The organism is Cyclobacterium xiamenense, from assembly GCF_042140265.1.
Lineage (GTDB): Bacteria > Bacteroidota > Bacteroidia > Cytophagales > Cyclobacteriaceae > Cyclobacterium > Cyclobacterium xiamenense_A.
Genome location: NZ_CP159481.1, coordinates 2,364,265 through 2,378,810 on the forward strand (window position 1 = coordinate 2,364,265; position 14,546 = coordinate 2,378,810).

The window sequence follows — 14,546 nt, forward strand, 5'->3', positions numbered from 1 at the left end:
GGGGGAACGGACACGTATGCAATGAAGTAGCCCATGAAAAAAAGGTTCCTTTTTTTTAGTTTGGTAGCCGCCGTGATCGGCTTCCTTCCGGTGCTTCGGGCGCAGGATGCTTTTTCGTTTCGGTTTAAAAAACTGGAGACCCGGCAAAGCCTTGCCAGTGGAAATGTGCAGGCGATTTTTCAGGATAGGGATGGGTACATGTGGCTCGGTACCGACAACGGGCTTAACCGATTTGACGGTTCCAGGCTGAGGGGCTATTTTGCAGATGAACACGATTCCACGACCATCAGCAGTAATTCTATCAGTGACATATATCAGGGCCCCGAAGGAAATTTGTGGTTCAAGGACGGTGAAAAAATCACAAACGTGTACCTTAAGGACAAAGAGATCTTTGACCGGAACATGGACTTCTTTGCATCCCGATACCGTCTGAGAAGTGCGACAGTAACAAAGGTTTACGAAGACTCCAAGAAAAGGTACTGGTTTTTACATCCTTACGAGGGCATTAGTCTACTGGATAGCAGTCTTCGGGAGACGCAGTATTTTTTTTCCAAAGCTTCCGCCGATGGCACGATTGCCAGCAATCTCGTGACGGATATTCAGGAAGATCCAGCGGGAAATTTTTGGCTGGTTCATGCGGATGGTTCCCTAGACATTCTTTCGGGAAAGACCTTTCGGGTAGAGAAACGGATAGCTTTGATGGAAAATTCCGCACCTATCCGAGATCACTTCTTCAAAATGGTAGTCGATCGCTCCGGGGATGCCTGGGTATTCTGCCCGGACTTTCCGCTTGGCCTTTTTCACGTTTCTGGAAAAACCCAACGGGTGGAGGTAATTCGCGAAGATTCAGAGAGGATACGTTTGAACAATCCGCTGGTAAAAACCGTGATGGAATACGCTCCGGGAGAAATTTGGGTGGGTACCGACCATGGCGGGATCAACATTATCGACACCAAAAGAAATGAAATTCACTACGTGGTGAACCGGCCGGAAAGTAACCTGGCCTTATCTCACAATGCGGTCTACGCGCTTTTTTTGGACGGATCCGGAGTGGTTTGGGTGGGCACCCACAAAAGAGGGGTAGACCTGTATCATCCTAATTTGGATCGCTTTGGTCTGATACGAAGGGAAATTGATCTGGAAAACCCCCTCCCCATCAACGATGTGAATGCGATGGAAGAAGATTCCAAGGGTGCATTAATTGTGGGATCCAATGGCGGAGGCTTGTGGAGGTACGATTCCAAATCTGACAGTTTCCTGGATGTATCGCAGTGGACAAACGACACAGGCCCCATACCTGCCGCAGATTTGGTCGTAGTGGATTTATACACCGACCGGTCCGGCACCTTGTGGATTGGTACCTACCAACGCGGCTTATACGCCTACGATGGAAAGAATTTCACCCATTACGCAGCTGAGGTAGGGAATCCGAAGGCATTGCAGGATAATAACGTATGGAAGATTTTTGAAGATCGTTCCGGAAGATTCTGGGTGGGGACGCTGCGTCAGGGGCTTTTTTTGCTGGACAAAGCGTCGGGCACCTTTACGCATTGTACCCCGGAACAAATGGGGATAGCATTGAATAACCAATACATTACGGGCATCACAGAAGACGATAAGGGCAATATTTGGGTGGCGGGAAGCCTTGGTATAGATGTTTTTCATCCTGAAAAGGGGTACCAGCGATATTTTCCCGGAAATTCTACAGATCCATCCGGGTTTAGCCATTCGAACGCTTCGGACATGTATCGGGATCAGTACGGAATCATTTGGGTAACTACCGGTCAGGGATTGTTTTACATCGATGAAGCCTCCGATTCCTTTCGTGTATTCGATCGATCCAATGGCTTGAAAAATGATTTCCTGGTTGGGATCGTTCCGGATACCAAAGGGAACCTTTGGTTGAGTTCGAAGGATGGGTTGATACATGCCGATGTAGACCGCAAATCGAGCAAGTTGTCCCTTTCGTTTCGTTTTTTCAACAGTGGAGACGGGTTGCAAGGAAATAATTTCAACAAAAATGCCGCTTTTGTATCCAGGTCGGGGAGGGTTTATTTCGGCGGTTTGGACGGGATTAACTACTTAGATCCTGAGACTTTTCCTTTTTTTGACGAAGAGCCCCATGTGGTTTTTTCTGATTTTCGCTTGTTCAACCAAACGGTTGCGGTGAACGAAGCGGTAAACGGTAGGGTTTTGCTGGAAAAGCCACTGGAGGCCACCCGTTCGGTACAGCTAAAACACCATGAAAATATTTTTTCGGTCTCGTTTTCCTCCTTGAATTACCTGAACCCGGAAAAAAGCAGCTTTTTGTACCGGCTGGAGGGGTTTAGTAAAGAGTGGGCAAGCGTGGAGAGGCCCCCGTTTGAGGTATCCTTCACAAATCTTGATCCGGGGAATTACACCTTACAGGTAAAAGCATCCTCCATTGACGGAACCTGGGGAACTCAGGTAGCCAGCCTTGACATAGAGATTTTGGCACCTTTCTGGCAAACACCATGGGCCTTTCTTCTGTATGGGCTACTATTGTTCGTGGCGATTGCTGCTTCCTGGCAATGGTTTGTATACCGAGAGCGGCGCCGCCTTGGCAGGCTGGAGGAATTAAAAGAGAATAAACGGCTTGCCGAACTGGACCAGATGAAGAGCAAGTTTTTTACGAACGTCAGTCACGAGTTTCGTACGCCGTTGACGCTTATTCTGGCGCCGGTGGAGAAGCTGGTAACCGATACTCCCGATGGGCCGGTGCGGTTTCAGCTTCAAACCGTGCAGAAGAATGCCAAAAAGCTCCTAAACATGGTCAACCAACTCCTGGAGATCCGTAAGGTCGAAAGCGATCAGCTGGTATTGTCCGCCACCTACGCGGACTTGGTCAATTTTTTGGAAGAGCAGGTTCGCTCTTTCCAAAGTTTGGCTTTTCAAAAGCAGATTGGTCTGACGTTCAGTTCCAACGTAAGGAGTGTTCCAACCCTTTTTGACCAAGACAAGATGGAGCGAATCCTGTATAATTTGCTCTCCAATGCTTTCAAGTTTACTCCCATGGATGGAGAAATCAATGTAAGCCTGGATTTTAAACAACAAAGCCTGACCAGAGGTTGGGCGGAAATATGTGTACAGGATTCGGGGCCCGGTATTGCTTCGGATCAATTGGAGCGAATCTTTGAGCGGTACGTAACGCTGAACGCAACGGAGTACCAGGGGACGGGTATCGGACTATCCCTGGTGCTGGAATATGCAAAATTGCACGGCGGCACCTCCAGAGCGGAAAGTAGGCTGGGCGAAGGAGCCCGTTTTTTTGTTTCCCTTCCGCTCGTGCTAAGGGAGGACTACCTGGTATGGGAAGAATTTTTCCTCGATACCGGAAAGGAAGAGGTGATTTCTGCCGGGTCCGGTAGATTTGCCAAGGACCGGCCCAGCTTGTTATTGGTCGAGGATAATCAGGACTTGCGAGAATACCTGGCAGAAGTGCTGCAGGACGCGTATGAGATCGATCAGGCGGCCAATGGCCGGGAGGCGCTTTCCCTGGCACTCCACAAAATCCCCGACATCATCCTTTCCGACGTACTGATGCCGGAGATGGACGGGGTGGCTTTCTGCCAGGCCATCAAATCCACCATCAAGACATCCCATGTACCGGTCGTGTTGCTCACGGCCAAAACAGCCGAAGAGGATCATTTGCTTGGCCTTCGATCGGGCTGTAACCTGTACCTGGAAAAACCTTTCCATCTGGAAATTTTGCGTTCGTCTTTGTCCAATCTCTTGAGGGACAAGGAACGACAACAACAGCATTACCGCAAACTGATTACAGTGAAAACAAGCGAGGCAGAGTTGGAGTCGCTGGATGATCGCCTGATTCGAAATGCAGTGATGCTGGTCGAACAGGAGATGGATAATCCTGACTTTTCGGTGGAGAGGCTGAGTACGCAACTCGGGATGAGTCGCGTGCATTTGTACAAGAAAATCAATTCCCTTACCGGGCAAACGCCGCTTGAATTTATACGTTCCATTCGTTTGCAGCGAGCGGCTCAACTGTTGGGTACCAATCAATTCACCGTATCCGAGGTAGCCTACAAGGTGGGCTATAATAATGCCAAGTATTTCTCCAAACACTTTAAAGCCAATTATGGAAAAATTCCCTCTCAATACCAAAAAGAAAAAGAGGATAACTAGCGTGTACTACTCCCTCCTGTTAGGCATTCTATGGTCAGGTGCCTGTTCCGAGCCTTCGGCGGCCCCACCGGAACCGGTGATGCCCGTCCCCCATAACCGTCAACTGGCATGGCAGGACCTGGAGTTTTATGCATTTGCTCATTTTAACATGAATACCTTTACCAATCGGGAATGGGGTATGGGTGATGAGGATCCTGCCTTGTTCAATCCCACGGATTTTGATCCTTCACAATGGGCGAAGATTTGTAAGGAGGCTGGAATGAAAGGGATCATCCTGACGGCCAAACACCACGACGGGTTTTGTCTCTGGCCTACCGAAACCACCTCCCATTCGGTGAAAAATGCTACCTGGAAGCAGGGAAAAGGAGATATCGTCCGGGAGGTTGCGGAAGCCTTTCGCGCAGAAGGTCTCAAGTTTGGCGTGTACCTTTCCCCATGGGACAGAAATCACCCCGATTATGGAAAGCCTGAATACATCGATGTCTTTCGTCAGCAGCTTCGTGAATTGCTCACCGACTACGGGGAGATTTTTGAAGTTTGGTTTGACGGGGCAAACGGGGGGACAGGATATTATGGTGGAGCCAATGAAGAACGCCGGGTCGATAAGAGAAGCTACTACGACTGGCCAACGACCATTGAACTGATTCGGGAACTGCAGCCCAATGCCGTTATTTTTGGGGACGCGGGACCGGACGTACGTTGGGTGGGGAACGAACACGGTTTTGCCTACGAGACCACCTGGTCCAACCTGATGCGGGATTCGGTATATGGTGGCATGCCGGAATATGCCTCCGAATACGCCCCGGGACAAGAAAATGGAACCCACTGGGTGCCAGCAGAAGCGGATGTTTCCATCCGGCCGGGCTGGTACTACCATCCGTACGAAGACCATAAGGTGAAATCCCTGCCACAGTTGCTGGACATTTACTACCAAAGTATCGGTAGAAACAGTTCCCTTTTATTGAATTTCCCGATCGATAGGCGGGGTTTGATCCACGAAAACGATCAGGCCCAACTGATGAAACTGGTGCACAAGATTCAGGAGGATTTTTCCTCAGCCGTACCGTTGGACAAGGCGAGTATAACGGCAACTTCTACCTTGGGTAAGGGGTACGAAGTAGCAGCCATACAGGAAGAAAAAGGCGCCTATTGGGCAGCAGCAACGGGCACAGTCTCAGCCACCATTCAACTTGATTTTCCTGATCCGGTGCGGTTCAACCGTTTCCTTGTACAGGAAAATATTGAGCTGGGGCAACGAATTAAGGCGTTTGATCTTGAAGTCAAGACCGAGGATGGCAACTGGACTCCCCTTGCCTCGGGCACCACAATAGGCTATAAGCGGATCTTACGCTTGCCGGATACGGAAACCCGAGCCATCCGCTTCGCCATTACGGATGCAAAAGCAAACCCCACGGTGCAACACATGGCGTTTTACCTGGCGCCCAAATTACTGCTTCCTCCCACCATCACCCGGGATAAATCGGGCATGGTACGGCTAAATGCACCGGAGAAGGGGCTGGAAATCTGGTACACCCTGGATGGATCGGACCCGGCGCAGGATGGTAAACGGTACGCCGAACCCTTTCCCATTTTGGAACCAACTGAGATTCGCGTTCTTTCAAAAGATCCGGGAACCGGAGATATCAGCGAGGTGGCCGTCACGGCATTGCAATTGGCCCGTAAAAACTGGACCGTATTAGGTGAGGGAGAGCATCCCGATCACCTGATCGACGAAGACCCGACAACAAACTATTTTACAGACACAGACGTCGTTTCCATTGATCTGGGAAATAGTTATACCTTGACCGGTTTCACCTATTTCCCCATGCAAAACAGGTACCTATCCGGCTTGATCACCCGGTATGCATTTTCTATTAGCAAAGATGGAAAACAATGGACACCGGTAAGTGAAGGAGAATTTGGAAACATCGTCAACAGCCCGATCGAACAACGGATTACCTTCCCTGCCGTGACCGGCAGATACATTCAATTACGAGCCCTGGACAAGCAAGACGAAAATCCGGCAAGTTTTGCCGAACTGGGAGTGCTTATTGACGGGTAGTAATGTATAGGATACCAGCGGTGTAAAACCGGGTACAAAGAATGCTTTTTTTGGTAGTAGATGAGTTTGGTTTGCTTTTTGCATTAGAACGAAGAATATATTTTAAACTATTCTACTAAAAAACTGTACTCTTATGTTAACCTGGGTAATCGTATTTCTCGTTGTGGCATTGATCGCCGCGGTATTGGGCTTTTCCGGACTTGCATCGGGCCTCGCGTCGATTGCTAAAATTATATTTTATTTGTTTCTGGTTCTTTTGGTCATTGGCCTGATCGCGGGCGCCTTGAACGGCTTTTAACTACCAACGGAACGCCCGCTGATTACCTGCGCCGGGCGTTCCGTTTTTCTAATACCAACCGATTATTCTTCCGACGCAACGGGGATTTCTTGAGGCGTTACGCCTACCACTTCCTCCAGAAATGAAATGGAGGCATCCAGGACCGGTTTCCACTGTTCGGTTTTGATAGGGGAGGTGATCACGTGGTCACCTGCCTCGGGGAATGGTATTTTTCGTTTGTCAGGTTCCGGTGTACCAAGTTGCTCATACATTGTCAACATGGCTGGAATGGATACGACCTTATCCTGAATTTCTTCGTTTTTGTAAAAATACCCCATAAAAAGAGGTTGTCTGACATTTTTAAAGGTCTCAGCATTCATTTTGCTTTTCACGAGAACGGCCAGGCTGGTATAGGCATTGATGTGTAGGCGTTTGGACCAGTATTTCCCTTCTTCCGGCTCCCGAGGTACCTCCATGATTCCCGATTCGGTCATGGTCAGTTGCATCAATTGCTTCATCCAGGGCTGGAAAAGTGGATCCAGTCGGTCGCCATAGATGGCGATACAGGGGGAATACAACAGGACGGCTGCGATTTCCGGACGCTCCTCCGCTAGAATCAGGGACAATGCGCCACCCATTGAGGTTCCGAGTACGATTACTTTTTCCCCCAATTGTTTGCTGATCATATAGGCTTCTCGCGCGCCCTGGACTAAGTCCGGTGCACTCAGGTACTCGAAGGCATTTGGCCGGTTGATTCCATGTTCGGGCAAGCGGCTCAGGTACAGATTGGCGCCGAAATACGCGGCGATCTTTCGGTGTACCGGATCGCCCTCCATCTGGCTAGCACCAAAGCCGTGCACGTAGAGAATGCTGTAGGGCGTTTTCTCTTTTCGGGTACTATCTGCCCAGACGATGGTTGCCCGGTTGCCTGGCTTCAGCCCGATTACCGTATCTTCCTTGTTCTGAACATAGGTTTCCAATGCGCCTAAATTTTCCGGCACCTCAGGATAGCTTCCAGCGAGGTCCTGAACACTTTCCTTTGGGCCCGCCATGTACAAGATAACCAGTACAATGGCCGTACCCATGAGCCAGGGGATGAATTTTTTCATGGTTTATTTTTTTATGTCCTCGTAGGAAGCAACCACTCCGCGTACCATCGCTGAACTAAAGCCATGGTGTTCCATTTCATTAAGGCCTTTGATGGTGGATCCTTTTGGGGTGGTAACTTTGTCAATGGCTGCCTCGGGATGGATACCTTTCTGAATGATTAGCTCCGCCGCACCCTTTACCGTTTGGTTCACGATCTTATTGGCCGTTTTGGCGTCGAACCCGATCTGAATTCCACCCTGCGTCATGGCACGCATAAAGCGCAGCACAAAGGCAGTACCGCAGGCCCCCAAGACAGTAGCTGCTTCCATTAGGTGTTCTTCAATGGTAATGGAGATACCGACGCTGTTGAAAATGGCTTTTACCAAATCTTCCGATTCGGGGCTGAAATCTTCTCCACAAATGCAGGTGATGGACTCTTTGATGTCCGCTGCGATGTTTGGCATCACGCGAAAAACGGTGGTGCCGGGAGCCAGTTCCTTTTTTAAGGTAGAAAGGGTGATTCCTGCAGCCAATGAAGCGATGACCACATTCTCTTTGACAAGAAACGGTCGAATTTCCTGAAGTATGGGCACGATATTGTAGGGTTTTACGCCCATGATTACAAAATCGGCATCCCGCACGGCCTCCTTATTATCCGCCAATACCCGAACACCCTGGGATTGAAGGTAGAAAAGGCTTTCGGGGTGACGTTTGGTAACGGTTAGGTTTTTTCCATCGAATCCTTTGCTTCCCAATAATCCGTTAACGATGGAAAGTCCCAGGTTTCCACAACCTATAATGGCAATTTTGCTGTTGGTTTCCATTGTTGGTTTTTTATTTTAGATGTAGCAGTAAAATTAGTCAATTATTTTTCGAAAAATAGCACCGGTGCTAGTACTATGGGGCCTGAATTTGTTGCGTGAAGATATATATGTCCGGATCCGTTTCGAATCGTTTATTCGGTACCAGCGCCTCCGTGGATTCCCAGGAACTCGTCGGGTACAGGACATGGGTTACTTCGTTTTGCCTGATTCTGACCGGCATGGAGAAGCCATCCACTACGCCCTGCCATCGGTAAAAAAGCCGGTGGTCCTTCCAATAATGCTGGAAAACGGGTACCTGGGCGGTTCGAAGGTATTGGTCGAAAAAAGGCTTTAGCGGCAGACCTGTTTCACGTGCCAAAAACTCCTCTATATCCTGTGTCGATACGGTTTGGTGGTAGAAGATGGCATTCATTTTTCGAAGAATGGCCCGCCACTTTTCATCTTGATGAATCCACTGACGAAGGGTATGAAGGATATTGGCTCCCTTGAAGTACATGTCACCAGACCCTCGCTGATTTACGTCGTAGTCACCGATGATAGGGATGTCGTTCTTGATTACCTGACGAGCTCCCCGAAGGTAGGCGTTTCCGGCATTTACCCCGTAATGGTAATCGAGGAAAAGACTTTCTGAATAGGTAGTAAAACTCTCGTGAATCCACATATCGGCGATATCGCGGTACGTAATGTTGTTCGCAAACCACTCGTGTCCTGCTTCGTGAACGATGATGTAATCAAAGGTGAGTCCCCATCCGGTTTCACTAAAGTCCTTGCCCTTGTAACCTTGCTGGTACCCGTTGCCATAGGTAACGGCCGATTGGTGCTCCATGCCAAGATAGGGAACTTCGATCAGTTTAAACCCGTCCTCGTAAAACGGATAAGGCCCAAACCAATGCTCGAAGGCACGCATCAGCCGGGGGGCGTCCCTGAATTGTACCCTGGCCTTTTCGAGATTTTCTTTTAAAACATAATAATCCAACGTGAGCGGTCCCTTTTCTCCCAGGTATTCTTCGGAAAAGTGGGCATAATCGGCAATGCTGATATTGACTCCATAATTGGCGATAGGACTGCTAACAAACCAGTGGAAGGTAGTTTTTCCAGCACTGGATTTTTCCACCTTTCGGAGCCTACCGTTGGACACGTTCATGAGTGGATCGGGAACGGTTACACTGATCAGCATGCTGTCCGGCTCGTCGTACATGTGGTCTTTACAGGGCCACCATAGGCTGGCGCCATCGCCCTGATTGGAATTTGCGATGAAGGGACGACCTTTCTTATCTTTTTCCCAGGTCAGACCGCCACTCCAGGGAGGGTTCGGACTGATTCGTGGATTACCTCCATACTCGATCTGCAATTGATTGACTTCCCCGATTTTCTGTGGCAACGCCAACTCTACAAAATACACCGGGCCCTCTTGCCGATAGGGCAATTCCCTGCCTTCCTGGAAGAAACCTTGGATTTCCATGGGTTCTTGCAGGTCTATCTGGAGCGTTTGAAAGGGTTGGAGCACTTGGTAGTGCACCGTATTTTTGCCCTGAATGGATTTATGTTTGGGATCAACTTCTATGTCCAGGTGGTAATATACCAAATCCCACCAGGCCCTTTCGGGAGTGATACTTCCTCGTAAACTATCCTGTCGGGAATAGGGTACGCCTGCCTGCTGTGCCTGCATGGGGCCGGTAGTGAGGGTACACCAAGCGGAAACAAAAAGAGCCAGGAAGCGAATTTTTCGATTTCGGTAAGCGAGTTGATGCATGCGTAGGAAGTTCATTTATTCGTAGCGGTCTGCCAGGTCAAGCTTTTCCAAATCAATCATAAATTCCGCTACCTTATGGGTAACATCGGTAAAAAAACGTTCACCTTTTTCTTTGGAGGAGGCTTTTGGATTACCAATACCGGTGTCCGCAGTCACCATGGACCATTTGCGCTCGGCCCAGGCCCATCCTTCCCGGAGCGCTTTGATGCGGGATTTCTTTTCGGCCCCGTCGCCAGCTTCCTCCAATGGTCCTACCAAATGGGGCTGCAGGTGAAGGATCAGGCTGGTTTCCATTTCATCCGCATGGTCTCCCATGTGCTCAAAATAGGCCGGTTTGTCCATGGCCTGAAACCAATTACAGGTACTGAAAAACATTTCAGGAAAAGCAAGACCGATTTCTCGTAAAATGGCTTTGAAATCATTGCCTCCATGGCTGTTAAGGATCAGCAACTTGGGAATTCCTTGTCGCTGCAACACGGTTGCCAGGTCTCGAATGATGGCCATTTGGGTGGACGGATTGAGGTTCATGTCCAGGTAGATGTCCGATTGCCCCGTATTCACCCCAAAAGGGATGGTGGGTAGGATCATGATTTTAGCGCCGGCTTTCCAGGCTATCTCCCCCGCAGCTGCCGCGATGGCGTCCGCCTCGTAACAATCTGTTCCGTAGGGCAAGTGGTAATTGTGGGCTTCTGTGGCGGCCCAGGGCAGTACAGCCAGTTCGATGCGTTCGTCCTTTAGTGCTTTCCAGTTGGTTTCAGCCAGTATGTAAGGTCTCATAATTGCTTTCTTTAGTAGCGAAATGTGCTTCCAAGGTGTAAATAAACCATATTTTTTTTTAAATCCCATCTCAATTTTTGGCAGCCTCCCCGCATATCCCGCCATTTTTCCTCCATCCCCGTGAAAATTTCTCCGCATTCGGTTCGTCGGTAATCCATCTGTTGGCACGGCCGGCATCCCTTGCCTGAGACGCAAACGAACGTAAAAACGATTTGGAGCCTTACATACTTTGGCAGGAACCGAATCACATAGTATACAGGGCTGGAATTGCTGCCTTCAGGAGATGTTTTCAGAAGTAGGCCAACCCTAAAATCGCGGGACTATTCCTGTGCCCGACTCTCGTACTTTTCGGCAATGGCAGCAAGCTTTTCGTTGATGGTTTTTCCGTCCAGCCAGGTTCCCCGAACCATCACGCCCGCCGGATGTCGGAGATTTCCCAAGTCTTCCAGCGGGTTTTTATTAACCAAAATCAGGTCCGCAGACTTTCCTTTTTTTACTTCCCCAAAATTCCCATTGAAGAAGGTCGCCGGTTGGAGGGTGCCGATCTGTAGGGCTTCCAGAGGAGTCAATCCGGCATCCAACAATCCCTGTAACTCGTGGTGAATAGAGAAACCGGGAACGTTGAAAACCTGAGGTGCATCCGAACCGAGCAGCAGGCCCTGCCCTTGATCGTGTAGCGCCTTGATCAGTTGGTGGCGGATTTTATTGAAGCGCTGCCATTGCTCCGGGTCGTACTGCTCCCCGGTAGTCAGATTATTTTTACTGGCTATCCAGGATTGCAGGGTCTCCGGGTTCATGTATTTCATTTCCGGCTCGCTTGCAAGCTCGGTAGCCGATCTTGGAGAAAACCAACGGTCAAACAGCGCCTGCGTGGGCACTACCCAGACTTGGTTGGCTTTACTCAATGCGGCCAGTTCGGAAATTTTCGAAGTATCGGCCAAATCGGTAAAATTGTAGCCGAAAAAACCGTTTTCTATGGGGTTGACATTGGCTGTTTCGGGCACCAGACCTTCCAGGAAACCGTCCACATGGTCCACGGTCTGATACCCGCTCTCCAGGGCATGGCGGATGCGTACCAGGTTGGAAACGTGACCGGCAAACGGGATCCCTGCCTCGCGGGCGGCACGAACCAAGGTGTCGAATACATGCAGCCGGATTCCAGGGTGTAGCTTCAGAAAATCGTAGCCATCCCTGGCATACGCCATCACTTTTTCACGCGCCTCTTCGGGAGTTCGGACGGTATTTCCATTCAAGGAGGGACTGGAAGTGAATATCCTGGGTGACAGAAGTAGTCCCTGTTCCGCTTTTTCCCGCAGAGGCAAATGTACCGGATTTCCCAGCATTCCGCGGATGGTGGTAATGCCATTGGATAGGTAGAGAAAAAGCGTCTCTTTGACCAGAGGGTCGTCCCAGGGCGCCGCCGGTATGTGGGCGTGCATTTCGGTGAGGCCGGGTAAGAGGTATTTTCCCTCGCAGGGAATGACCGTGCCTTCCCCCCAATCTACCGGGTGGTCGGCAGGGAGAATTCGATCAATCAGCCGATCCGTGACCACCACGTGGGATTTTTTGATCGTTCCATCGGCCACGTCAACCAAGAAAACGTTCTCCAGCACGATGTAGTCTGCATGTAGCCGGTAGGTTTTGGTTTTTGGTCCGCAGGAAAGCAGCAGCAGACCGATCGAAAGTAGGGAAAATAGATAGTTCATGGGCGATCGAGTTTATTGAACGTGCAAAGGGGGGTACCTGTCTGGATTAGACCAGAAGCAGGATTTTCCCCACATGTGTGGAGCTTTCCATCAGCCGATGCGCCTCGTGGGCTTTCGCCAATGGAAAGGCAGTATGAACAACTGGACGGATAAAATCCGGGAACAACGGCCATACCTGTGCCATGAGTTGGGTAGCAATTTTTCCCTTGTAGGCAACCGATTGTGGTCGCAGGGTAGAACCCGTGAGGACGAGTTCCCTTTTCATTATTCGGAAAAGGTCCACCTCACCCAGCTGTCCACTCATGGCATTGATAAGGATCAATCGTCCTTTGGGAGCGAGCAATCGAATGTTTTTTAGCGTATAGGCACCGCCTACCATGTCGAGGATCAGGTCAATATTGGCTCCCTGCAGTCGTTTTTTCAACGTTTCCTCAAAGTCATCCTTTCGGTAATTGATGGCAAGGCTGGCACCCAAATCCTCGCAGATTTGACATTTTTCATCCGTGCCAGCGGTCGTGTAAACTTCGCCTCCAAGTGCACGGACCAGTTGGATGGCTGCTACGCCTATTCCGCTACTCCCTCCATGGACCAATACCTTCTCTCCAGCCCGAAAGCTGCCTATGGAAAAAATGTTGTTCCATACCGTGAAAAATGTTTCTGGAAGGCCGGCGGCTTCTTCCAGACTGACGCCTTCCGGGATGGTAAGGCATTGATCAGCCGGAGCTATTGCGTACTCGGCATAGCCTCCTCCTGCCAGCAGCGCGCAAACGGGATCCCCGATTTCAAAAGATTTCACGGTTTTCCCCAATTGTTCCACCCAGCCAGAGACTTCAAGGCCGGGAATATCGGCCGGAACTCCAGCCGGAGCGGGATATTTCCCCATACGTTGCGCCAGGTCCGGACGGTTGACACCCGCCGCACGAACCCGTATCCGTACTTCGTTGTCTCCGGGCAGGGGCAGCGGGCGCTCGCTAAGTTCCATGACCTCTGGTGGGCCGGGCTGTCTGATGACGACTGCCTTCATGCTTATTTGATTACCAGCAAGGGGATATGGGTATGGTAGGCCATTTCCACGCTGTGACTGGATTTAAAAAGAGAGTAGAAAAAGCTTTTTTCCTTGGAAAACATGACCAATAGGCTATCCGGTTGGTTTTGCAGGTACTGGCTCAATCCCTGGTTTGCATCCTTTCCGCGGAGTATTTGAAAGGAAAAGTCGCAATCAGGAAAATGCTCATCCAGGTAGGTTTCTATCCCTTTGAAGCTTATTTCTTTGTTGAAATCGGCATCCGAAGATACGTGAATTACCTCATAGGGCAGGTTCCAGGTTTCCGTTAATTCGACTAACTTTCGAAACATGGACTCGTTTTCGTTTTCGAGCTCGAGTGCCACTTTAATTGATTTTAGGGTATCAAATCCGGCACCAAAAGGAACAGCGAGGACCGGAACCTCGCTTTCTTTAACGACCGTCGCGGTGTTGGACCCAATGAGGTTTTTCTTGATCCCGCTGGCTCCTTGCGTACCCATGATGATCAAGTCGTAATCTCCATTGGCCACCGTGGCAAAAATGGCGGTGGAAACGGTTCCCTGGATGATTTTATAATCGATTTTAAGGGAATCACCGCTTTCGCTGATGGCCTTTTTTAATGCCGTTTTGGCATCCGTTTCGATTGCCTGAATGATCTCTGCCGCCTGCGCAGCAAAGTCATATACGGCATAGTAGGAATACATTAACGTAATGCTGGCATCCTGCTGCCGGGCATACGACCTGGCGAAGGCGAATGCATTGGCTGCATTTTCTGACAAATCGGTGGGGACCAAGATTTTCATAGTAGCTGGTATTTACAAGGCTTAATATAGGTAATTTTAATCGATTCGCCGCAATGATTAAAATCAT

General features: G+C 49.7%; 10 protein-coding genes. 3 read left to right on the forward strand and 7 right to left on the reverse strand.

Annotated elements, in window-relative coordinates:
• The first annotated feature begins 33 nt into the window (after positions 1–33).
• The 3 genes from ABWH99_RS10050 (at position 34) to ABWH99_RS10060 (ending at position 6,524) form a co-directional block, all read left to right on the forward strand.
• A complete protein-coding gene (locus tag ABWH99_RS10050; protein ID WP_375586142.1) occupies positions 34–4,164 on the forward strand; it encodes a two-component regulator propeller domain-containing protein in 4,131 nt (1,376 codons plus the stop codon).
• Positions 4,118–6,226, forward strand: coding sequence for an alpha-L-fucosidase (locus tag ABWH99_RS10055; protein WP_375586143.1), 2,109 nt, complete (start codon positions 4,118–4,120; stop codon positions 6,224–6,226). Before ABWH99_RS10050 ends, ABWH99_RS10055 begins: the two co-directional genes overlap by 47 nt.
• A gap of 133 nt (positions 6,227–6,359) precedes the next feature.
• Positions 6,360–6,524, forward strand: a complete 165-nt coding sequence (locus tag ABWH99_RS10060) for a DUF1328 domain-containing protein (protein ID WP_375586144.1) — start codon at positions 6,360–6,362, stop codon at positions 6,522–6,524.
• Positions 6,525–6,586: 62 nt separating this feature from the next.
• On the opposite strand, the gene ABWH99_RS10065 is transcribed toward ABWH99_RS10060, so the two are convergent.
• From ABWH99_RS10065 to ABWH99_RS10095, 7 genes are all read right to left on the reverse strand, one after another.
• Complete coding sequence (locus tag ABWH99_RS10065) at positions 6,587–7,612, reverse strand: alpha/beta hydrolase (RefSeq protein ID WP_375586145.1); 1,026 nt, start codon at positions 7,610–7,612, stop codon at positions 6,587–6,589.
• A gap of 3 nt (positions 7,613–7,615) precedes the next feature.
• On the reverse strand, positions 7,616–8,416 hold the full coding sequence (gene proC / locus ABWH99_RS10070) for a pyrroline-5-carboxylate reductase (RefSeq protein ID WP_375586146.1): 801 nt from the start codon (positions 8,414–8,416) through the stop codon (positions 7,616–7,618).
• Between the two features lie 73 nt (positions 8,417–8,489).
• Positions 8,490–10,169, reverse strand: a complete 1,680-nt coding sequence (locus ABWH99_RS10075; protein ID WP_375586147.1) for a M1 family metallopeptidase — start codon at positions 10,167–10,169, stop codon at positions 8,490–8,492.
• A gap of 15 nt (positions 10,170–10,184) precedes the next feature.
• Entirely contained in the window at positions 10,185–10,946 is a 762-nt protein-coding gene (locus ABWH99_RS10080; RefSeq protein WP_375586148.1) for a creatininase family protein, read from the reverse strand.
• Positions 10,947–11,266: 320 nt separating this feature from the next.
• A complete protein-coding gene (locus ABWH99_RS10085; protein ID WP_375586149.1) occupies positions 11,267–12,652 on the reverse strand; it encodes an amidohydrolase family protein in 1,386 nt (461 codons plus the stop codon).
• 46 nt (positions 12,653–12,698) lie between these two features.
• Positions 12,699–13,676 (reverse strand): NAD(P)H-quinone oxidoreductase, encoded by a 978-nt coding sequence (locus ABWH99_RS10090; protein ID WP_375586150.1) that lies wholly within the window; start codon positions 13,674–13,676, stop codon positions 12,699–12,701.
• A gap of 2 nt (positions 13,677–13,678) precedes the next feature.
• On the reverse strand, positions 13,679–14,479 hold the full coding sequence (locus ABWH99_RS10095; RefSeq protein ID WP_375586151.1) for a universal stress protein: 801 nt from the start codon (positions 14,477–14,479) through the stop codon (positions 13,679–13,681).
• Positions 14,480–14,546: the final 67 nt, after the last annotated feature.